Below are 21,326 nucleotides of genomic sequence, written 5' to 3' on the forward strand. Positions count from 1 at the left end.
CTCCGGCCAGCGCCAGCACGCGGCGCTGCCAGCCCGATCGACTGGCGGCGTGGACAGGGGGATTCTTGCCCAGCAACCGGCTCGGCGCGAGGCCCTGATCAACCGGCGAAGCCTCACTCGGACGCCGCTCGGCCGCTGTCGCAGCTCGTCGGCCGCCAGACTAAAGCTCAGGAGTGCATTGCCGTTATCCGATGCAGGCATCGGGCTGTACCTGTCAACGTTTGCGGAGCCGCCAAGTCATGCATTCAATCGATTTTCTACCCTGGGAGGATAGCTTCGACTGTGGACTGCCGGCGGTCGACGCGCAGCACCGGCACCTGGTGCAGATGATCAACGCGCTCGCCAGCCACGTCGCGTTCCGGACGGACGTGCCGCAACTCGATGCGATGTTCGACGAACTGGCCGGATATGCGGTTTACCACTTCCAGACAGAGGAAAGCGTGTGGTACGAGTACCTGGCTGGCGACGAGGATGAAGCCAATCATCGGCAGGCGCACGAAAGCTTCGTCGACCAGGTGCAACGCCTGCGTGCGGAGCAGAGCTCGCCGTCGACGACACGTGCGGCGGAGCGAACGCTGGCCTTTCTGGCGAGCTGGCTGATCTCGCACATCCTTAAGGGCGACCGCTACATGGCCGGTGTGGTGCTTGCGCTGCGGGCGGGTCTTGGCCGCGAGCAAGCTCGGCAGCAAGCGGGCGCGCGGATGGCCAAGGAATCGCGCCTGTTGGCTGATCTCGTCCCGTCGTTCAATGCGACGCGGACGACCAATGCCCTGCACCTGATCTCGGAGGTCACCGAGCTGCGCCGTGCGCAGGCCGAGCTCAAGCGCGAAAGCGAGAAGAACCAGGCCTTGCTCCGCTCGGCCAGCGACGGCGTGCATGTCCTCGACAGTAGAGGCAACATCGTCGAGGTGAGCGATTCCTTTTGCGCCATGCTCGGCTGCTCGCGCGCCGAAGTCCTGGGGAGCAACATCGCGCGCTGGGACACGCGCTACGTCCCTGACGAAGGGAGACCGGCGTGGCGACCGGACGCCACAAGTACGCAACGCCGCCTCGTGCGCAGCGTCTATCGGCGCAAGGATGGCAGCCTGATCGACGTTGATGTCAATGGCGTGCCGCTGACGATAGAGAGTCAAACGCTGTACTTCTACTCGGCGCGCGACGTCAGCGCGCTCGTTGAGATGGAATCGGTACTCAAGCGGCAGGCCGAGTTCACCAACTGTCTGGTCGAGGCGATGGGCGACGGCATCGGCGTCTGCCATGACACCGCAACGCCACCCTACGTGCGCTTCACGGTCTGGAATCCGGCAATGCAGAAGCTCACCGGATACAGCCTGAGCGACGTCAACGAAGTGGGCTGGCAATGCGCGCTACCGGTTGAGGAAGCAAGGCGAGAGGAGGCTCGCCTGCGGGCTGAGCGCATGCGCTACGGTGACCATCTGCGCGGTGAGGAGTGGACGATACGTAGCGGCAGTGGCGAGCGGCGGACGCTGCAGGTCCATACGACCTTCGTACAGCCGCCCGGCGGTGGTTTGCACGTCTTGCTCGTGCTGCGTGACATCTCCGCGCGCAAGGCGGCGGAACTGCTCGTCCAGCAGCAGCGCGACCTGGCACAGTTCTACCTGGATACGGTGCAGAGCCTGATGCTCGCACTCGATTCCGAGGGGCGGATCACGATGATCAACCGTGCCGGGCGCGAGTTGCTCGGCTACACCGGTGACGAGCTGCTCGGCCGATACTGGTTCACCACCTGCCTGCCACAAGACAAGGGAATAAAGCACAGCTTGCCGCTCTTTCGGCGAGTCATCGCTGGCGAACTCAAGGCCAACCTGGCCGGAGAGGATATGGTGATTTGTCGCGACGGATCGCAGCGCTTGATTGGCTGGAAGACGGCGCCGCTGATCGACGACGCCGGGCATATCGTCGGTACGCTCAGCTCAGGCGCCGACATTACTGAACGCAGGGCGGCGGAGGAAGAACTTGAACGCTACCGCACGCACCTGGAGGTTCTCGTCGGGCAGCGCACATTGGAGCTGTCGGCGGCCAAGGAAGCGGCAGAAACCGCCAATCGCGCCAAGTCCGACTTCCTGTCGAGCATGAGCCACGAACTGCGCACGCCCATGAACGCGATCATCGGTTTTGCCCAGATGCTCGAGTACGATGGCGAACTGAACGCCAACCAGCGCGACAGCGTGCAAGAGATTCTCAAGGCGAGTCGGCACTTGCTAGATCTGATCAACGAAGTCCTCGACCTTTCGCGGATCGAATCGGGGCGCATCGAACTGTCGCTCGAGGCCACCAACGTTGCCGCCGTCGTCGACGACTGTCGGCACCTGGTCGAGCCACTCGCCGCGCCCTACGGCATCGTGCTGGTCACCGACGTTCCCGACGGTACCTGGGTGACTGCCGATCGCGTCCGCCTCAAGCAGGCGCTGCTCAACCTGCTGTCGAATGCCGTCAAGTACAATCGCGAGCAGGGCAGGATTCACCTCGTCGCCCAGGCGCGCCAGAGCGATGGTGGACCGCGCATCAGCATCAGTGTCGCGGACACCGGCATCGGTATTGCTGCCGAGCGCCTGAACGCAGTCTTTCAGCCCTTCACCCGGTTGGTCGGCGAGCAAAGCGAGATCGAGGGTACCGGCATCGGGCTGACGATCACCCAGAGGCTGATTGAGCTGATGGGGGGCGAAATCGGTGCCGAAAGTGAACTCGGCGTTGGCAGTCGCTTCTGGATCGATCTTCCCAGTGCCGGCGTCGCACGGCACGATGACCCGAGCAACGTCAGCCTCGGCGCGCGGACGCAGGCCTTGGCGGCGAGCGACGAGCGGCGCGTCCTGTGCATCGACGACAACCCGTCGAACCTGAAACTGATGACCCAGATACTCGGTCGGCGCACCAATCTTCGCCTGCTGGCAGCGCACGCACCGCACCTGGGAATCGAGCTGGCGCTGGCGCACCGCCCGCACCTCATTCTGCTCGACATCAACATGCCGGGAATGGACGGCTACCAGGTGCTCGCCATCCTGCGCCACGAACCCCTCACCAGGCGAACGCCGGTGATCGCGATCACCGCCAACGCACTCGCCCGTGACATCGAGCGTGGCCGGGCGGCCCGCTTTCGCGACTACATCATCAAGCCGATCGATGTCACCGCTTTCCTGCGTGTGGTCGAGGACGCGCTGCAGGATCAGCCGTAGCCGCGATCGAAATGCCAGCGCACATCGGCCACACGATCAGCGATATCGTTGTCAGGCGAGCTCCTTCGCGCGCCGGGGGCTTGCCGACTGCTGCATCGACGACCGAGGCGACAATGGAGGATGTGTGAACGACCCGCTGCGCAAGAACGCGTGCATTTTCTTGGTCGACGATGAGCCGGCGAATCTGAAGCTCCTGACCAAGATGCTGGCGAGCCGCCAGTACGAGCATCTTGTGCCCCTCCAGGACGCGCGGCAAGTCATCGACGCCTATCGCGCCAACCGCCCGGACCTGATTCTGCTCGACATCAACATGCCACACCTCGACGGCTATCAGGTGATGGCCCAATTACAGGCGCTGGCCGATCCGCTGCTCCCGCCGATCGTCATTCTCACGGCTCAGCATGGGCGCGACACGCTGCTCAAGGCGCTGGCTGCGGGTGCACGCGATTTCATTGGCAAGCCGTTCGACATGGCCGAACTCATGATGCGGGTCAATAACCTGCTCGATGCTCACCTGGCGCACCGCATGCTGCACGATCAGAAGGGCATGCTTGAAGAGATGGTGCGCCAGCGTACGGAAGAGCTGAATCAGACCCGCCTGCAGGTCGTGCGCCGCCTGGGCCGTGCGGCCGAATACCGCGACAACGAGACCGGCTACCACATTCTGCGCATGAGCAAGTACTCCGCTCTTCTCGCGCAACGCCTCGGCTGGGACAAGGCGGCTTGTGATCTGATGCTCAATGCCAGCCCGATGCACGACATCGGCAAGATCGGCATTCCCGATGCGGTTCTGCTCAAGCCGGGCAGGCTGGACGAGAACGAAATGGCGATCATCCGGACGCATCCGGAAATCGGTGCCAGCCTGTTGGCGGGCGACCGCTCCGAACTGCTCTGCCTGGCGCAAACGATAGCGCTCACCCACCACGAGAAGTGGGATGGCAGCGGCTATCCGGCCGGCCTGGCGGGTGGCGACATCCCCGAGGCGGGGCGCATCGTCGCCGTCGCCGACGTCTTTGACGCGCTAAGCTCGAACCGATCCTACAAGCGGGCGTGGTCGGTCGACGAGGCGGTGGCCTACGTCATCGACAGCAGCGGCAGCCACTTCGATCCGGATGTGGTGCGCTGCTTTCAGGAGCACCTGCCGGAAATCCTGGCTATTGGCAACGAACACCGGGAGCCGCAGGCCCAGCCGCCCTGCCTTGCGGCCTCGGCAGAACCGCTGGCGGCCTCCCCGCTGGCCCCAGCCGACTAGTTCAAGTCGTTGTTCCGATAATACTTCGTTCCCTTCAGCGTGGCATCGAGGGCAAGCCCCTTGTCGGTCATCTGGTACACGTGGACACCGGGTGCCACGAGCACCGCGCCCTCGAAGGCGCCGCCCTGCTTACCGTCGGTTGCCGCCGCAGTCGCCTGCGCGCTCGATTCCCAGCCCGAGTCGACGAAGTTCGTCAGGGCATCTTCGTTGTCAAAGACGAAGACCAGCGAGAACTTCTTGATGCCGATACCGAACCCGGCCTGTACCTCGACCATCTTCATGAAGATTTCGCGCTGTGTGCGGTTGTTGACTGCCACCCCGCTGCCGGCGCCGCCGCCGGCAAGGAAAATCTTCATTCCGAAGTTGCTGAAGGTGGCATAGCCGGCACTTGCCGCGATCCGCTTCTTTGCCGCCGGAGAGCTTCGGTAGAGTTGGCGCAGAATGCTCTGCGAGGTCTTTCTGATTTCCGCGCGTTCCTGCGCTACCGTGGACTCGGTGGCGAAGGAAGGCGTGTTGACAAAGAGGGCCAGTGCGGCAAGGCAGATAATCAGGGCACGCCTCATGGAAGAATCCTTTCATCAAAAGCAGTCAAGAAAACGGCAGCATACGTTCGTCGGGTGAACCTCACCGCGTGCCCCGGCCATGAGCCAGCCGCTCGTCTGGACGGCCACAACCCGGGCATGCTGCCCGCCCGCGGCGTGGCGGTTCCCGCGGCCGCTCTGCGCGGTAGTCGAACTTCCAGATAGTATCCGCTTCCCAGCGAAACACGGTCAATGCTCTCGGCAGTTTCTTTGCCAGCTGGCTGCTCGAAACGATCGATCCTGGACGGTCGTCGAGCCAGCTTCCAGGGGCGCCCGTGTGCGCGCCGATCCTTTACAATGGCCGCGTCCGGGCGTGCCGAGTCGGGCCATCGAAGCGCGCTGTGCAGCCGATCTGGCGCCTGGTTCGCGCACGCACCGCGCGGCCGGCCCGGCTTTCGCCCGGTCGACACTGCGCCATCCAGGGCTGTCGGTCGCCCGCCCACCTGCCTCCCGCCCGTCGAACTGCCATGCTGCCTCCTTCGTCCGCTCCTGCCGCAGATCCTCCCGAGCATCCGACCACGACCCCAGCGCGCTATCGCCGCGTGCCGGGATCCGGTCGATGAGCGCGCGGGGCATCGTGGCACTGCTCGGCGCGCTGCTCGTCGCCGGCTGCGCAGTGCTTTCGCGCGATGCGCTCGACCAGCAGTTCGGGGCGGCCGACCCGACGCGTCACGACGTGCCGCTTGCCAGCACGGGTGAGATTTCCTACCGGCGCGATGTGCAGCCGATTATCGAGCGGCGCTGCGTGCTTTGCCATGCGTGCTACGACGCGCCGTGTCAGCAGAAGCTCGGCGCCTGGGAAGGAATCGCGCGCGGCAGCAGCAAGCAGCGGGTGTACGAGACGCGCCTGGGCGAAGCAGCGCCGACGCGGCTTTTCGAAGACGCAGGCAAGGCTTCCGAGTGGCGCCAGCTCGGTTTTTCGCCGGTACTCAACGAACGCCAGGCGACGGCCGAATTCAATCTCGCCGGCAGCGTGCTCTATCGCAGTCTGCAATTGAAGGAGCGTCATCCACTGCCGCAGGTCGCGATCCTACCGCCGACTTTCGATTTCTCGCTTGATCGTGCGCAGAGCTGCCCGCAACTGGCCGAGTTCGATCGCTTCGCGCACGAGCATCCCTTGTGGGGAATGCCTTTCGGCCTGCCCGGCCTGAGCGCGGGCGAAATGGACCAGGTCCGCCGCTGGCTGGAAGCCGGCGCGCCTTTCGAGGGACTACCGCCGCTGCCGGACAAGGTCGAGCGCCAGCTTGCCGAATGGGAGGCGTTTTTCAACGGCGATTCGGCCAAGCAGCGCCTGGTCAGCCGCTACCTCTACGAACACCTCTTTCTCGCCCACCTCTACTTCGACGACGATGCGCAGCGCCACTATTTCCGCCTGATCCGCTCGCGCACGCCGCCCGGGGTGGCGGCTGAGCCGATCGCCACCCGCCGGCCTTACGACGACCCGGGCGGCGAGCGCGTCTACTACCGCCTGCAACGCGAGCAGGAGACGATCGTCGACAAGACGCACATGCCCTACGCGCTGGGCGCCGAGCGCATGGCGCGCTGGCGCGCGTGGTTCCTCACGCCGGATTACGTGGTCGACCAACTACCCTCGTACGATGCGGTGGTCGCCGCCAATCCCTTCCTCGCCTTTCGTGCGCTGCCGGTCAGCGCGCGCTACCGCTTTCTGATCGACGAAGCGGAGTTCACGATCATGGGCTTCATCAAGGGTCCGGTCTGTCGTGGGCAGGTCGCACTGGACGTGATCCAGGACCGTTTCTGGGTTTTCTTTCTCGCCGACCAGCGGTTGCCGCAACAGCGTGATGACTTTCTCGCCCGCGAAGCCGCTTTTCTCCGCCTGCCGGCGGAGGCCGGCAGCGCGAGCGGAATCATCGGTCCCTGGCGCGAGTACGCGCGGCTCGAAGCGCAATACCTGCGCCACAAGTCGGCGGCGCTGAGCGAACACGCGCAGGCGAATGGGCGCCCGGCCCTCGACTGGATCTGGGACGGCGACGGCGTCAACCCGAACGCTGCGCTGACCGTCTTTCGTCACTACGACAGCGCTTCGGTCAGCAAAGGACTGCTCGGCGAGCCACCGAAAACGGTCTGGGTGCTCAGCTACCCGCTGCTCGAACGTATCCACTACCTGCTCGTCGCCGGTTTCGACGTGTATGGCAACGTCGGTCATCAGGCGCTGTCGCGGCTGTACATGGACTTCATGCGCATGGAGGCCGAGTTCAACGCGCTCGTCTTCCTGCCACTGACAAGTCGGCGAGCCGTACGTGACCACTGGTACCGGGACGCTGACGACGAGGTGAAAGAGCACGTCTACGGCACCCTGGCGCGTTTCGAGGTCGACAGCGGAATTCGCTTTCAGACGCAGGCGCCGCTGGCCGAGTTGCATGGCATGCTGCGCCAACGGCTGGCGCCGGTGCTCGAAGGCCAGCGCGATCTGGCGAGCGTTCCCGATGTCGGTCTGCGCCAAGCTCTCGCCGCCCTCGCCGGCGTGCGCGGCGCGTCGCTGTCATGGTTGCCGGAAGTGCTCATCCTGCGCGTCGACGATCCCGCGCACGTGACGCGCTACTTCACCGTGCTGCGCAATACCGGTCATCGCCATGTGACCAGCCTGCTGCGCGAAGGGCGCGAGCTGCAGCCGGACGAAAACACGCTGACCGTCGTCGCCGGCATCCTTGGCTCGTATCCGAACGCCATCTTCCGCGTGCAGCGCAAGGAAATCGGCGCGCTGGCCGCGGCGCTGCGCACGCTCGCCCGCGAGGACGACTACCGCGCACTGGCCGACCGCTACGCCGTTCGCCGCACACAGGCCGATTTCTGGCGCATCAGCGATGCGCTGCAGGACGAGCACCTGCGCCTGGCGCCGATCGCCGGTGGATTGCTCGACTACAGCCGGCTGGAGAACCGTTGAAGGCAGGCGACCGCCAGCGCACTGCCGGCCAGGTAGCAAGGGGAAATACTGGCCGGCAGGCGCGAATCTGCTGCACCTCGCAGCTTGGCGTCCCGCTTGGCGGCGACGCTTCGCTCGAGCAGACGAGCGTTTGTACCCTCTGCTCAAGTGTGACCAGGGCAGGACGGCTGGCGCCGGCGCGCGCGCCTCTCCGGTTGACGACTCAGCGGCCGACGATATCGCTCTTCAGCCCGGAGATCGCCTGCAGCACTTCGCCGCGTTCGGCCGCCGGCACCTTGAAGCGGTCGAACGTCGCCGACAAGGCCCTGAGCGAAATCTCCCAGTCATCGTCGGTGATCTTCAGCCCGCTGTGCGAGGTCTTCATGTCGCGTCCACGGTAAGAGCACGGACCCTTGCTGACCACGCAGAGGAAGTCGATCACATCGCCACGAATCCGCGCCACCGAGGCGCTACTGTGGCCGACGAAGAATCTGCCCAGCTTCGGGTCCTGCACCAGGCGGCCGAGAAAGTCGTCGGTAACCGCAGCGAGCGCGTCGTAGCCGCCCAGGCGCTTGTACAGTGTCGCTTCCTCGCTCGCGGCGGGCGCCGCCAGGCCGATCGTCAACGCTGCGACGAGTAGTGCCAGCGCGTTTCCTCTTCTGCTTTTCATCGTGCATTCCTCCATTCGTTGTCCATAGTCGGGCGGCAACCGAAAGACGCCACCTGCTGAGAACTACGCTTGCCTGGCCCGCCTGGATGCACACGGTCGGCAAAAGCGCGCGCGATGCTGTCGACGCTCGGCTGGCGGGGGGCGAAGCCCACGGGCGGGCAGGCTTTGCAGCCGCGCCGTGCGCTTGCCTTGCTCGCACGCGATGGCCGTCGCGGGCGAGCAAGGCCGGGGGAAGGCGCCCGCGTCCGACAAGAGTTTCCGGTCAACCGCCGTGTTGACGGATGTCGCGGTGCGCCGTCTTCTGGAGTGCGCCAATGTTTGCGGCCGGTTTGTTCGAAATGCGGCGCGTTGGCGGTGAAACGACTCGCGCAGGACGCAGTGTGATCGCCCGCCGGGCAGCGGTGGACTGCGCGGCGGGCGTGGCTATTCCCGACGGCTGCGCGAGACTGAGGTGGCATCTTGCCGGGGCTGCTGCGCGAGGCGCCGAGCGAATCCCGAATTCCTTCAGCCAGGATCAGCCGATTGTCCGTCATCGGCGGGCCAGGGTCGGCACCGCGATGGCGCATCGCGTGTGCAGTGTCGGGCTGAGCGCAACTGGCCGCTGGCTCAGGCCGGTGTCGCTGGTGGCGTCGGCCGCGCGCGCGTGGCGTATAATCCGCCTTTTCCCCGTAATGTCTGAAGCTTGGCCATGCCGATATACGCGTATCGATGTTCTGCCTGCGGCTGCGAGAAAGATCACCTGCAGAAACTTAACGACCCGGAGTTGCGTGTCTGCCCGCAGTGCGGCCAGGCGACCTACAGCAAGCAGGTGACCGCGGCCGGTTTTCAGTTGAAGGGTAGCGGCTGGTACGTCACCGATTTCAAAGGCGGGAACAAGCCACCGCCGACCGCCACCGAGAAACCGGAAAAAGTTGAGCAACCCGCCGCAGAAAGCGCCGGCACAGCAGAAAGCGGCCCGTGCACGGCCAGTTGATCAAGCGCTACTTTCTTACCGGGTTGCTGATCTGGGTTCCCCTGGCGATCACCGCCTGGGTGCTCGTGCTGATCGTCAGCACGATGGACCAGTCGCTGCACCTGCTGCCGGCAGCCATCCACCCGCGAAATCTGCTCGGCTTCGACCTGCCGGGTGTCGGCGCGGTGCTCACGCTGCTGATCATCGTGCTCACCGGTCTGCTCGCGACGAATTTTATCGGGCAACGCCTGGTCATCTGGTGGGAGCGGCTGCTCGCCAGAATCCCCGTCGTCAATTCGATCTACACCAGCGTCAAGCAGGTTTCGGATACGCTGTTTTCGTCGTCCGGCAACGCGTTTCGCAAAGCGTTGCTGATCGAGTATCCACGGCGCGGAGCGTGGACCATTGCCTTTCTCACCGGCAAGCCGGGCAGCGATGTCCTGCAACACCTCGACGGCGACTTCGTCAGCGTCTACGTGCCGACGACGCCCAACCCGACGTCGGGCTTCTTCCTGATGATCGCCAAAGCGGATGTGATTGAACTCGACATGAGCGTCGATACGGCACTCAAGTACGTCATTTCGATGGGCGTCGTCGCCCCGCCGCCAGCACCGGCGGGCGATCGCCCCGGCCGACGGAGCGCCGTCGCCTGACCTTCTTACCGCGGACAAAGGTATGCGCACTCATTATTGCGGACAAGTGAATGGCCGCCTGATCGGCCAACAGATCACGCTTTGCGGCTGGGCTCACCGGCGGCGCGACCACGGTGGTGTCATCTTCATTGACTTGCGCGACCGGGAAGGTCTGGCTCAGATCGTCTGCGACCCGGATCGGCCGCAGATGTTCAGGACAGCGGAAGTCGTGCGCAGCGAGTTCTGCCTGAAGGTCGTCGGCCAGGTTCGCGCACGCCCGGAAGGCACGGTGAACCGCAACATCGCGAGCGGCGAAGTGGAGATTCTCTGTCACGAGATCGAGGTGCTCAATCCCTCGCTGACCCCGCCTTTCCAGCTCGACGAGGACAATCTGGCGGAGAACACGCGCCTGCTGCACCGGGTGCTCGACCTGCGCCGACTGCAGATGCAGCGCAATCTGCAGTTGCGCTACCGTACCGCACGCGCTTTCCGCCGCTTTCTCGACGAGGCCGGTTTCATCGACATCGAAACGCCGATGTTGACGAAGAGCACGCCGGAAGGTGCGCGCGATTACCTGGTTCCCTCGCGCGTGCATCCCGGGTATTTCTTTGCCCTCCCACAATCGCCGCAGCTCTTCAAGCAGTTGCTGATGATCGCCGGCTTTGACCGCTACTATCAGATTACCAAGTGTTTTCGCGACGAAGATCTGCGCGCCGACCGGCAACCCGAGTTTACCCAGGTGGATATCGAGACCTCGTTCATGCACGAAGGCGAGATCATCGCGCTGATGGAGGAACTGATGCGCTCGGTCTTCGCCGAGGTGATTGCTGTGCAGTTGCCGAATCCCTTCCCGCGTTTGAGCTACGATGAGGCAATGGCACGTTACGGATCGGACAAGCCCGACCTGCGCGTGACGCTGGAATTGGTTGAGGTGACCGACGTTCTGCGCGACGTCGCGTTCAAGGTGTTCGCCAACGTGGCCAACAGCGCGGGCGGGCGGGTCGCCGCGTTGCGAGTGCCGGGCGGAGCCAGCCTGACGCGCAGCGAGATCGACGCCTATACGCAGTTCGTCGGCATCTACGGTGCGCGCGGCCTGGCCTACATCAAGGTCAACGACGTCAGGCAGCCAAACGAAAACGGTCTGCAGTCGCCGATCGTCAAGAATTTGCATGCAACTGCGCTGCAGGCGATCCTCGAGCGCACTGGCGCGCAATCGGGGGACCTGATCTTTTTCGGTGCGGACAAACGCAAGGTGGTCAACGACGCCCTCGGCGCGTTGCGCGTCAAGATCGGTCACGAGAAAGCGTTCCTCAACGGGCGGGCCTGGGAGCCGGTGTGGATCGTCGATTTCCCGATGTTCGAATACGACGAAGACGAAAAGCGCTGGAATGCCTGCCACCACCCATTTACCAGCCCGAAGGACGAACACCTGGAGTTGCTCGACAGCGATCCGGGCAAGTGCCTGGCCAAGGCCTACGACCTCGCCCTGAACGGCAGCGAACTGGGTGGCGGTTCCGTCCGCATTCATCGTTCAAGCGTCCAGGAGAGTGTTTTCAAGGCACTCGGCATCGGCGACGAGGAGGCGCGCAGCAAGTTCGGTTTCCTGCTCGAAGCCCTCAAGTATGGTGCTCCGCCACACGGCGGCCTGGCCTTCGGGCTTGACCGGATTGTCACCATGATGGCCGGTGCCGAGTCGATTCGCGACGTGATCGCCTTCCCGAAGACGCAACGCGCGCAGTGCCTGTTGACCGATGCGCCGAGCGCGGTAGACGAGAAACAGTTGCGCGAGCTGCATATTCGCCTGCGCCAGAAGATCGAAACGCAAGTCGACGTCGGCCGGAGCTGAAGCGCCATGCAGGAAGTCGCCGCCTTCTGTCGCTCCATACTGCTCGCCGCTTTTCTCGGCCTGTTCGCCCTCGCTTCGCCGGCGTACGCCCGCGGCGCGGACTCGCTGCCAAGCGTTCTCTTCGCCGACTTGCCGGCCGAGGCGCAGGCCACCTTGCGCCTGATCGAACAGGGTGGCCCATTTCCTTACCCGCGCAAGGATGGCAGCATTTTCGGGAACTTCGAGCGACGTCTTCCGCTGCAGGCGCGTGGCTATTACCGCGAATACACGGTGCCTACGCCCGGCCGGCGCGATCGCGGGGCTCGCCGGATCGTTGCCGGCCAGATCGCACGCGGCGAGTACTACTACACCGATGACCACTACCGCAGCTTCCGCCGCATACGCGAACGCCCATGACACATACCAGGCTGCAAGAACTGCTCGAAGACGCCGGGCAAACCGGCATTTTCCACCTTCCCGAAAGCGGCCGGACGGCGGTACGCCATGCCGCCGAAGCTGGCGGCATGGTCTGCTTCGAAGTCAGTTTTGCCGACTCGGCGCAGATCGATGCGGTCCTTGCCGGACTCGGGCGCGACCTTGATTTTCCGGAATGGTATGGCAACAACTTCGACGCCCTGAAGGACTGCCTGACCGATTTCTCGTGGTGCGAAGCCGCTGGCTATGTGCTGATCATTTCACACGCGGAAGTGCTGCAGCGCGAGAACCCCGACAAGTTTCATACTCTCAACCAGGTGTTCAACGCGGCCATTGACGAATGGCGCGAGCAAGGCTTCCCGCTGTGGGTCTTTTACGATCTGCGTACCAACGGGCTGGCGACGCTTCCGACGCTGACGTGACGACGTACAAACGGCCAGTTTCGGTACTCGTCGTCATTCACACGCCAGACCTGCAGGTTCTCCTGCTCGAGCGGGCGGCACACGCCGGCTATTGGCAATCGGTGACCGGCAGCCAGGAAGCCGGAGAAACGCTGGTCCAGACGGCACTGCGCGAGATTGCCGAGGAGACCGGCATCGAAGCCGATCCGGCCGCCCTGCTCGACTGGCAGTTTACCAACACCTACGAAATCTTCGCCGAGTGGCGGCAGCGCTATGCACCGGGTGTGACGCACAATACCGAGCACGTGTTCTCGCTCGAGTTGCCAGTCGTCCAGCCAATCCGTCTGGCGCTCAACGAGCATCTCGCCTACTGCTGGTTGGCGCAGCGTGAAGCAGCCGCCAAGTGCTTTTCGTGGAGCAACCGTGACGCCATTCTCATGCTGAACGAGCGGCGACGTTCTCCTGGCTAGCTTTTTCGGTCAAGCAGTCCGGGCAGTAACAACTGCCACCGGGCAGCGGGGTAAACGCCAATGGCGGTTGCTGCATGCACCAGCACGACGCCAGACCGGCGGCGGCGCCGCACACGAAGGATGCGCCGCAGGCGCTGCAGATGCTGCGCAATATTTCTTCCGACACGACTTGATTCCTTTCCTTTGCGCTCAATCCCTGGCCAGCAGGCCCTCGTCCAGCCAGCGCCCAAGAACGGCGACAACGCCCTGCACGGCCGCCGCGTCGCCGTCCTCGGCGAGCAGCGAACAGCATTCGGCAAACGTGGCGCCGTCGGCCAAGGCACGCAAGGCAGCGCCTTCCCGATTATCCGCCGAACGCCATAAGCAGTCGAGCTTGCGGCGCCAGACGAGCAGCGTGTGCGCCAGGCGCTGCGGCGCCTCGGTGAGCGCTGCCGGATCGTCGTTGAGCGCATGCCAGACGGGTTCGACGCGCCACTGCAGGTCGATCGTCTGCAGCGATGGCACCAGCCGATAGCGCCGGCCGGGCCAGTCGTCCGGCGCCAATGCGATGAGCTCGTCGCGCGTCAGGCACGGCGCATCGGCAGCGTCGAAAGCCGCCCGCATCGCCCAGTCCATACGCGCCAGGTCGACCAGCGCCGGATGCGGTAGTTGTTCGCTGGTGCGGCTCAGGTAATCGACCAGCGAATCGCCAAACCAGCGGATCGAGCGCTGCCGCGAAGGGTGAGCATCGATGTAGGCGCTGGCCAGCGCGGCAAAGGCATCGTCGCCCAGGGCGCGCAGCAGAACCGGAAAGTTGTCGCGCAAAGCGGCTGTCAGACGGGCGCGGTAGGCCACACGATAGACCTCCAGGCCGCGCGCGGATCGTTGCGCCGCGTTGGCAAGCAGGTCAGACGCCGAAGCGTCGACCAGAATGGCAGCCTGCAAGCCGTTTTCGATCGCCTCCAGCGAATTCATCGCACCCGCTCCGCGTGCCCCTGACTGCGCTCGGCAAGCTCGCGCGCACACACCAACTCGCCGATCAGCAGCGCGAGCGGCGGAATATCGTCGTCGCGCTCGATCATCGTCGGCACCGTTCCGAGCCGCTGCAGCGCGTAGGCGTAGAGCTCCCAGACCGCCTGACATACCGGCTGATCGTGTGTATCGATCAGGATGTCGGGGTGCGTTTCGTGCCCGGCCAGGTGAATCTGACGCACGGCTGCCGGCGGTATCGCATCGATGAAGGTGCGTGCGTCGAAGCCGTGATTGACGCTGCTCACATAGGCATTGTTGATGTCGAGCAGGAGCTCGCAACCGGTTCGCGCGACCAGTTGAGCGATGAACTCCCATTCGCTCATCTCGTCGGCAAGGAAGGAAACGTAGCTCGAAACATTTTCCAGGACGAGCTGGCAGCGAAGAAACTCCTGCACCTGATCGATACGTGCCGTCAGGTGACGCAGCGTCTCCGCCGTGTAAGGCAGCGGCAGGAGGTCGTGCAGGTTCACCCCGGCAACCCCCGTCCAGCACAAGTGATCGGATACCCAGGCGGGTTCCAGTCGATCGATCAGCGCCTTGAGTTGTCCCAGGTAAGCCGGATCGAGTGGGTCGAGGCTGCCGATCGACAGCGACACACCATGCATCACCATCGGATAGTCGCGCCGAATCTGCTCGACGAAATGGAGCGGCTTGCCGCCCGCGACCATATAGTTCTCGGAGATGATCTCCAGCCAGTCGACCGGCTGCCTGGCAGCGATGAAATCACCATAATGCGCGCTGCGCAGGCCGAGACCGAACCCGGCAATCGCTTCACTCAAGACAAGCTCCTCGCCAATTTCCACGCAGCCCCATGGCCGCCCAGGGTGTCGAGGGGCGACGATGGTGGGCTGACGCACGCCAGCCTGACGTGCTGGCGTGCCTTGCCTACCCTATTTGACGACCTTGCCGCCAGCGTCCGTACACTCCTTGGCGCTGCCCTTGTTGACCCAACCCTGGCCCTTGCAGGCGTTCATTCCCTTGCACTCGCTTTTTGCCGTCTTGCATTCCGACTGGCCCTTGCAGGCGTTGATCCCGGCACAGTGAACGGCCGCGCTCTCGGCTGCGCCAACGCTCGGTACGACCAGTGTTCCGGCGGCAAAAAGGGCGGCGGCAGCGGTCGCGAGGGCAACACCAGACATTTTGTTCGACATGAGTCTCTCCTCGTAATGGGGTGTGGAAGACGCCGAAGTCCGCAGCGATGCGGCGAGGCCTCCGACACTGCTTAGACGCGTTCATCCGGCAATTGCTTACAGATTCTAGGAAAAAACTGCTTCAGCGGCCGTTGCGGCCGATCCTCTACGCCTGGTCAGACGCACGCCCTGTGCTGGGCAATCGCCGACCTGATCCAGGCCGGAACCCCCGACCTGCGGCACAAACTCAGGCGACCCCACGTGATCAGCGTGCTTGGGCGCGCGGGCCGCTGCCTGTTTACAGCCCGCGACCTGAACAATGCAGGGCATCGACGAAGTGGCAAAGCGTAGAAGAGGGGCGCACTGCCCCGCTGCGCAGGCCTGCGTGACCGCTTTCGTGCTGCTCGCTGGAATCAGTCGGCAACAAGACTGCCAATCCGGTATTGCGCCAGCAACTCGTCCGCCCGTTCGGAATGGGTGCGTCCCTTGTTCTTGGTTGCGTACGCCTGGCTTGCTTCCCGGCCACACCAGGGGAGAACGAGCTCGGGACGCGAAGGATGCTCGGGAAGATACGGGCTGACATCGTAGACGCTGCCGCGAATGGCCATCCAGCAATCCTCCGGCGTCGCGTGCCGCGCCAGCTCAACCGGCGAGACCTGTCGCTCGCGCACGGCAACCGCCGGTAGCGGAACCTCAGGCCGCCAGTAGGTGCTACTCCAGAAGGCCGCTACGAACAGCCAGAAGGCCACGGTTGCACCCACGTACAAACGCTGCATCAGCGGAACCCGAAGCTTTCGAAGTGGATCTGTCGCGGACTTGTTCCCCGCTTGAGCAGGGTTCTTCGCGCCGCCGCCAACATTCCCGGCGGCCCACAAAAGTAGCACTCCTGGCCAGTCACCAGCGCGCCCGCTTCGGCCAGCAGCAGCTCGAGATTCGGTGCTTCATCGCCGGTTGCCAGGGTATAGAGGGCAAGCTTCGGGTCAGCAGCGGCCAGCGCCTGCAACTCATCGACGAAAGCCGCGTCGGCTGTGCTGCGATAAAGATAGAGCAGGGTCGTCGGCTGGACTAGCCGGGAGGAGCGTAGCAGCGCCAGGAATGGCGTAATGCCGATGCCGCCGGCCAACCAGAGCTGGCGTGCGACCGGCCGGTCGGCGAGGAACGATCCGAATGGACCGTGGACACGCGCCGGCACGCCTGGCGCGATCAATTGCATGCGCCGTGTACAGTCGCCGAGTGCCTTGACAGCAATCCGCAGATCGCCGTCAGCATCGACGGCGCTGACCGTGAACGGGTGAAACTCGCCGCAGCCCCGGAAGCCGGCGCCGGAAAAGAAGGCGACCAGAACAAACTGCCCAGCGCTGGCGGCGATCGGCCGAGCCAGTGGTGACAGGGCAATCTCGAGCACGTCGTCGGTGACGTGCACGGCGGCCCGGACGAGATAGGGCCGTGCAGTCCGTGCCGAGTCCTCGCCGAGCAGTCGCCAGCCAAGCAACAGCACGCACAGCGCGAGCAGTGGCAGGACGGGCCCGTCGATTCCGAGCAGGAAGAGGTGCAGCAGTCCGCAAAGAACGCCGATACCCAGAACGAAATGCAGCCGGCGCCAGCTCCGGTAGGCCAGGCGCTGAGCAAACGTCGCCGCCAGGCCCAGCATGAGAAGGAACAGCGCAAGCCAGCCGAGCCAGATCGGCCAGAGCTGGGGGGCAGGGAAAAGGATTTGCCAGGCGAGTTGCGGCGAATCCATCCAGGCATCCGCGGCGAGCGCCAGCGGATGCGCCAGAAGCAGAAGATAGGCTGCCACGCCGATCCGATGGTGCCAGTGGTACATTCTTTCCAGGCCGCCCAGCCAGGGCGCCAGCCAGGTCTCGCGCAACATCAGGAAGAGACTGGCCAGGAGCAGTCCACAGCCCGCCCAGCCAAGCACGATACCCAGGCTGCGCGCCAGCGACAGTCCATCGGGAAACGCCCACCAGACGGGAACAGCCGTGCACGCGACGACAAGCAGCGGAATCGACAGGCGGCGAATCAGGTTCATGAGCGGAAACGGAAGACGGCCCAAAGTCAGCCGGACGGCTTGTCCGCTTGCAGGTGCTCGCAGATGTCGCGCTTGCCACGCGGCAATTCAAGCCCGCGCTGGCGGGCACGTTCTTCCATCTGTTCGTGGTGCGCCAGGCGGTAACGCTGACATTCTTCGTACGTCCGAAAGCCGCGGATGCGCGCCTGATGCTCAATTCGTTCCTCAGGCGTCATCAGTTGCCACCCGCGCGTGTTCGCTTCGCTCGCTCGCCAAGGCCCGCCGGCATGCACACTGGCCGACAAGGCCAGCGCGTAGAAAGTTACCAGAAGCATGTTGATCATCGGTCGTACTCTCCACCTCGAACGAAGCGCGCGCTCCCGGGGGCAAGCTCCTTGTCGTGTCCACTGAAGCCGTGCGCAGCATTCGCCGCGCAAGCGGCAAGGCCAAGTTGCGCGGCACCGCCAGGTGGCAGCAATGAAGTGGTCGGCGCTTCCGGCGCGGCGCACTGGAGAAGCAAGCGCGTAACGCATCGTGCTGCCCCGCTGCGTCGCGACTGCGAGCAGCTCGGCGCAGCGCTTTCCAGGCGGGCATGACGGGAGGCCGGACAGTAGAGACTCGGGCCAGCCGCGCCTGCCGGCCACCAGGGCGGCGCGCATCATCGCGTTCGTCGCGTGCGGCTGTGCACTACGGCTGCGGTCCATGGCGGGCGGCGATCAAGGACTTGAGCAGTTCATCATGCGGCGGTAGCAGCGTGAGCTGGCCCTTGCTGGCAAGCAACTGCTGAACCTCCAGGATCTCGAAGAGCGCATCGGCGACTTCCCGGTCGGCGGCGATCACCTGGATCGCCTGGCCGACGATCTGTGGCCGGGTCGCGCCCGCCTTGGCGAACTCGATCGCCGCCAGGCGCTCGGCAGTGCTGGTGATGATGTTCACCTGGTTGGCGCCATCCTGCTTGATCGCCGAAGTCACCTGACGCAGGCGGTTGACGACTTTCTCCTGGATGTGCCGGGTCATTCCCGCATCGCGGAAATGCACCTTGCGGATATAGACCGAACCGAGTTTATAGCCCCATTCGTGCGAACGCGGCGACACTTCCTCGCGCACCGCCTTGCTCATTCCGTGCCGGTTGATCAGCATCTGTTCGAGCGGCATGTTGCTCAAGGAACGGACGACCGCATTGCTCACGTTCGCCGCCAGCGAGCCGCGCGGGTCGGCGTTGCGGAAGAGGTAGGCCAACGGCTGGCTGATGTACATCTCGTACCAGATGCCAACGCCCATCGGCGCGCCCTCTTCCGAGTTGACCGGGTTGCTGCGCAGGTATTGCTGGTCGAGCCGCATGTCGAGGACCTCGCGCCGGCCGAGCCACATCACCAGGAATGCGGGCAGACCAATGCTGAGCGGCAGGAAGTGCAACCCCGGCTCGTTCAGAATCCCGACCACCCGCCCGAAGAGAACGAAGACCTGGCAGGTTCCCTCCTGGACGATGGTGTACAAGCCGAGACGCTGGAGGAGCAACAGGGTCAGCGGGACGACGGCCCATAAGGCAATGAAGGTCGCTGCGGCAGCGGTCGGGAAGCCGATCCAGGCGCTCATTCTTTCACCTCGCGGATGACGCTGCGCGCATGCGAAAAGAGAGGCACGCGGACGTTGCGCAAGTACGCGCGCAGCGTATCCGGACCGCTTTCGCGCAAGACGCCGAGTTCTCTGGCCAGCGCAACCAGCGGCTCTACTTCCGCTTGCGCATTGAGTGTCTGGATTTCGACCGCACGCCTCGACTGGACGATCTTCTGATCGGCCAGTGCCTGCGCCAGGCTGATGTCGGAAGAAACCTGGTTATAAGCTGTGTTGATTGCCGCCAGCGCGGTTTCCACCTCGCCCGGCGGGTCGATCCCGGTGATCAGCGAGGCATCGAGGATGATCCCGTAGCGCGCAGCCGACGAGGCGCACTCACGTTCCATGTGTTCGTTCAGGTCGCGTAGATTTTTGCGCAGATCGTTGATCGAAACGCCGGTGACGGCACTCATTTCGCCACCGCGTGCGGCTTCAGCGCCATTTGGTGCAGCAAAACCCGCGATGCGCTCGCGCAGCACCGAAACAAAGTAGCCCATGACGTGCGAGATCGGGTGCTTGACGCCAAAAAGGTAGGCGTAGAGATTGCTTTCGGCAACGCGGTAGCGAATCTGGCCCGTCAGGCCGGTGTCGAGCTGGTCCTTGGTCACCGCATCGAGTACCGTCCCGTGCGCGTTGGCCGTCGGATCCTCCGGGTCGTGCGCCATGTTCATCGTCTGCGTGGCGATCGAGACCTTGTAGATCCTTTCCCAGGGCCATTTGAAGTAAGGCCCGCCGGGCGGAATGACGCGCAGCTGCGGATAGTTGTAGCGCGCCTTGTCGTCATCGCTCAGGCTTTCGCCGAGTGCCGACTGCGCGGTCATTGTCTCACCAACACGCTGCACGCGACCGAAGACGGTCTTCACGGCACGTTCGTTCTGGTCCACCGTGTACAAGCAGTTGAGCCCGTAGCGCGCTAGCAACCAGGCAAGCAGTCCGATCAGCATACCGAACATGATATCCATCCGTATCCTCCTGCTCCTGCACCGAGCGGTGCGTCACCGCGGCTGCACCGACAGGGGCGATTATGCGGCATTTGCCGGGCGCTGCGGCCGTGCCTGCTGGCGTGCGGCAAGCGCTTGGCGCAAGGCGCGGCGGTCAGCCCCGCCGGTGCGTGGCAGCGCTCAGGATCGCCCGCTATTCGCAGGCTGTTGCCCGCACAAAGGCCGCCCGTCGCGCGCTAGGCACGCGCGAGGCGGGCGGGCAGCACCTCGCGCAACAAACCGGCCGCGTCGCGAATCATCCGTTCGGTGGTGGCCCAATCGACGCACGAGTCGGTGACCGAACAGCCGTAGATCAACTGCGACAGATCCTCGGGAATCGGCTGGTTGCCGGCTACGATGTTCGATTCGATCATCATGCCGACGATCGAGCGGTTGCCCAGGCGAACCTGATTGACCACATCAGCCATCACCAAAGGCTGCAGTTCGTACTTCTTGTAGCTGTTGGCGTGCGAGCAGTCGATCACCACGTTGCTCGACAAGCCCGCCTTGCGCAGGGCGATTTCAGCCATCTGAACGCTCACGGTGTCGTAATTCGGCCGGTCGCCGCCGCCACGCAGAACCAGGTGGCCATGGCGGTTGCCGCGCGTACGTACAATCGCCGTCCTGCCCTGCTCGTTGATGCCGAGGAAGCTGTGCGGGTGCGCTGCGGAAAGAATGGCATTCACGGCGATCCCGATGTCGCCGTTGGTGCCGTTCTTGAACCCCACCGGGGTCGACAGGCCGGACGATATCTCGCGATGCGTCTGCGACTCGCTGGTGCGCGCGCCGATCGCCGTCCACGAAATGAGGTCGCCAAGGTATTGCGGCGAGATCGGATCAAGCGCTTCGGTGCCCGCCGGCAGTCCGAGTTCGGCCAGTTGCAGGAGGAAGCTGCGTGCCTTGCGCATTCCTTCGTCGACGTGGAACGAGTCGTCCATGTCCGGATCGTTGATGTAGCCTTTCCAGCCGGTCGTCGTGCGCGGTTTTTCGAAGTAGACGCGCATGACGAGATAGAGCGTGTCCTCGACCTCGCGCGCCAGTTCGAGCAGACGATGGGCGTAGTCCAGCCCGGCAACCGGGTCGTGGATCGAGCAAGGTCCGACGATGACGAACAAACGATGATCCTGGCGGTCGAGAATGTGGCTCAACACGGCCCGGCCACGCCGGACGGTGCCGGCGGCGCTCGGCGTCAGCGGCAGATGCGTGAGAATCTCCTCCGGAGAGGGCATCGGGTCGAATGCGGTAACGTTGATGTTGTCGAGGTCGATGGTCGTCATGGAAGGT

21 protein-coding genes are annotated in these 21,326 nt (G+C 64.2%); 9 read left to right on the plus strand and 12 right to left on the minus strand.

What is annotated here, in order from left to right:
- Positions 1 to 239: 239 nt before the first annotated feature.
- Both RKP46_RS16675 and RKP46_RS16680 read left to right on the plus strand, forming a co-directional pair.
- Positions 240 to 3,194: a bacteriohemerythrin gene (locus tag RKP46_RS16675; protein ID WP_311107660.1), complete on the plus strand. Its 2,955-nt coding sequence runs from the start codon at positions 240 to 242 to the stop codon at positions 3,192 to 3,194.
- A gap of 124 nt (positions 3,195 to 3,318) precedes the next feature.
- Positions 3,319 to 4,446: an HD domain-containing phosphohydrolase gene (locus RKP46_RS16680; RefSeq protein WP_311107661.1), complete on the plus strand. Its 1,128-nt coding sequence runs from the start codon at positions 3,319 to 3,321 to the stop codon at positions 4,444 to 4,446.
- Here RKP46_RS16680 and RKP46_RS16685 read toward each other — a convergent pair.
- Positions 4,443 to 5,009: a YSC84-related protein gene (locus RKP46_RS16685; RefSeq protein ID WP_311107662.1), complete on the minus strand. Its 567-nt coding sequence runs from the start codon at positions 5,007 to 5,009 to the stop codon at positions 4,443 to 4,445. The two genes, RKP46_RS16680 and RKP46_RS16685, sit on opposite strands and share 4 nt — an antisense overlap.
- 577 nt (positions 5,010 to 5,586) lie before the next feature.
- On the opposite strand from RKP46_RS16685, the gene RKP46_RS16690 reads away from it, so the two are divergent.
- Positions 5,587 to 7,932 (plus strand): fatty acid cis/trans isomerase, encoded by a 2,346-nt coding sequence (locus RKP46_RS16690; protein WP_311107663.1) that lies wholly within the window; start codon positions 5,587 to 5,589, stop codon positions 7,930 to 7,932.
- 202 nt (positions 7,933 to 8,134) lie between these two features.
- Here RKP46_RS16690 and RKP46_RS16695 read toward each other — a convergent pair whose 3' ends face one another.
- A complete protein-coding gene (locus RKP46_RS16695; RefSeq protein WP_311107664.1) occupies positions 8,135 to 8,581 on the minus strand; it encodes a group 1 truncated hemoglobin in 447 nt (148 codons plus the stop codon).
- 688 nt (positions 8,582 to 9,269) lie between these two features.
- Here RKP46_RS16695 and RKP46_RS16700 point away from each other — a divergent pair.
- From RKP46_RS16700 to nudB, 6 genes are read left to right on the plus strand one after another with little or no spacing between them, the layout of a single operon-like run.
- On the plus strand, positions 9,270 to 9,554 hold the full coding sequence (locus RKP46_RS16700; RefSeq protein WP_311107665.1) for an FmdB family zinc ribbon protein: 285 nt from the start codon (positions 9,270 to 9,272) through the stop codon (positions 9,552 to 9,554).
- Complete coding sequence (locus RKP46_RS16705) at positions 9,539 to 10,186, plus strand: DUF502 domain-containing protein (RefSeq protein ID WP_311107666.1); 648 nt, start codon at positions 9,539 to 9,541, stop codon at positions 10,184 to 10,186. Before RKP46_RS16700 ends, RKP46_RS16705 begins: the two co-directional genes overlap by 16 nt.
- Before the next feature lie 22 nt (positions 10,187 to 10,208).
- Positions 10,209 to 12,011, plus strand: a complete 1,803-nt coding sequence (aspS, locus tag RKP46_RS16710) for an aspartate--tRNA ligase (RefSeq protein ID WP_311107667.1) — start codon at positions 10,209 to 10,211, stop codon at positions 12,009 to 12,011.
- Positions 12,012 to 12,017: 6 nt separating this feature from the next.
- Positions 12,018 to 12,407 carry a ribonuclease domain-containing protein gene (locus tag RKP46_RS16715; protein ID WP_311107668.1) on the plus strand — a complete coding sequence of 130 codons (390 nt, stop codon included), beginning with the start codon at positions 12,018 to 12,020 and terminating at the stop codon, positions 12,405 to 12,407.
- Complete coding sequence (locus tag RKP46_RS16720; RefSeq protein WP_311107669.1) at positions 12,404 to 12,847, plus strand: barstar family protein; 444 nt, start codon at positions 12,404 to 12,406, stop codon at positions 12,845 to 12,847. Before RKP46_RS16715 ends, RKP46_RS16720 begins: the two co-directional genes overlap by 4 nt.
- On the plus strand, positions 12,844 to 13,296 hold the full coding sequence (nudB, locus tag RKP46_RS16725) for a dihydroneopterin triphosphate diphosphatase (protein WP_311107670.1): 453 nt from the start codon (positions 12,844 to 12,846) through the stop codon (positions 13,294 to 13,296). The genes RKP46_RS16720 and nudB overlap by 4 nt, the downstream gene beginning before the upstream one ends.
- Here nudB and RKP46_RS16730 read toward each other — a convergent pair.
- The 10 genes from RKP46_RS16730 to RKP46_RS16775 all read right to left on the minus strand — a co-directional run bounded on the left by RKP46_RS16730 (position 13,262) and on the right by RKP46_RS16775 (position 21,319).
- Positions 13,262 to 13,588 carry a cysteine-rich CWC family protein gene (locus tag RKP46_RS16730; protein WP_311107671.1) on the minus strand — a complete coding sequence of 109 codons (327 nt, stop codon included), beginning with the start codon at positions 13,586 to 13,588 and terminating at the stop codon, positions 13,262 to 13,264. The two genes, nudB and RKP46_RS16730, sit on opposite strands and share 35 nt — an antisense overlap.
- Complete coding sequence (locus RKP46_RS16735) at positions 13,486 to 14,250, minus strand: DNA-binding domain-containing protein (protein WP_311107672.1); 765 nt, start codon at positions 14,248 to 14,250, stop codon at positions 13,486 to 13,488. Before RKP46_RS16735 ends, RKP46_RS16730 begins: the two co-directional genes overlap by 103 nt.
- Positions 14,247 to 15,086, minus strand: a complete 840-nt coding sequence (locus RKP46_RS16740) for a DUF692 domain-containing protein (protein ID WP_311107673.1) — start codon at positions 15,084 to 15,086, stop codon at positions 14,247 to 14,249. The genes RKP46_RS16735 and RKP46_RS16740 overlap by 4 nt, the downstream gene beginning before the upstream one ends.
- 111 nt (positions 15,087 to 15,197) lie before the next feature.
- Positions 15,198 to 15,458 carry a hypothetical protein gene (locus tag RKP46_RS16745; protein WP_311107674.1) on the minus strand — a complete coding sequence of 87 codons (261 nt, stop codon included), beginning with the start codon at positions 15,456 to 15,458 and terminating at the stop codon, positions 15,198 to 15,200.
- Between the two features lie 392 nt (positions 15,459 to 15,850).
- Positions 15,851 to 16,213 carry a cytochrome b5-like heme/steroid binding domain-containing protein gene (locus RKP46_RS16750; RefSeq protein ID WP_311107675.1) on the minus strand — a complete coding sequence of 121 codons (363 nt, stop codon included), beginning with the start codon at positions 16,211 to 16,213 and terminating at the stop codon, positions 15,851 to 15,853.
- Positions 16,213 to 17,469: a ferric reductase-like transmembrane domain-containing protein gene (locus RKP46_RS16755; RefSeq protein ID WP_311107676.1), complete on the minus strand. Its 1,257-nt coding sequence runs from the start codon at positions 17,467 to 17,469 to the stop codon at positions 16,213 to 16,215. The genes RKP46_RS16750 and RKP46_RS16755 overlap by 1 nt, the downstream gene beginning before the upstream one ends.
- A 26-nt stretch (positions 17,470 to 17,495) precedes the next feature.
- Positions 17,496 to 17,792, minus strand: a complete 297-nt coding sequence (locus RKP46_RS16760) for a hypothetical protein (protein ID WP_311107677.1) — start codon at positions 17,790 to 17,792, stop codon at positions 17,496 to 17,498.
- 343 nt (positions 17,793 to 18,135) lie between these two features.
- Positions 18,136 to 19,044 (minus strand): SPFH domain-containing protein, encoded by a 909-nt coding sequence (locus tag RKP46_RS16765; protein WP_311107678.1) that lies wholly within the window; start codon positions 19,042 to 19,044, stop codon positions 18,136 to 18,138.
- Positions 19,041 to 20,024 (minus strand): SPFH domain-containing protein, encoded by a 984-nt coding sequence (locus RKP46_RS16770; RefSeq protein WP_311107679.1) that lies wholly within the window; start codon positions 20,022 to 20,024, stop codon positions 19,041 to 19,043. The genes RKP46_RS16765 and RKP46_RS16770 overlap by 4 nt, the downstream gene beginning before the upstream one ends.
- A gap of 215 nt (positions 20,025 to 20,239) precedes the next feature.
- A complete protein-coding gene (locus RKP46_RS16775) occupies positions 20,240 to 21,319 on the minus strand; it encodes a 3-deoxy-7-phosphoheptulonate synthase (protein ID WP_311107680.1) in 1,080 nt (359 codons plus the stop codon).
- Between the last annotated feature and the right edge of the window lie 7 nt (positions 21,320 to 21,326).

It is taken from the genome of Accumulibacter sp. (genome assembly GCF_031732815.1).
Lineage (GTDB): Bacteria > Pseudomonadota > Gammaproteobacteria > Burkholderiales > Rhodocyclaceae > Accumulibacter.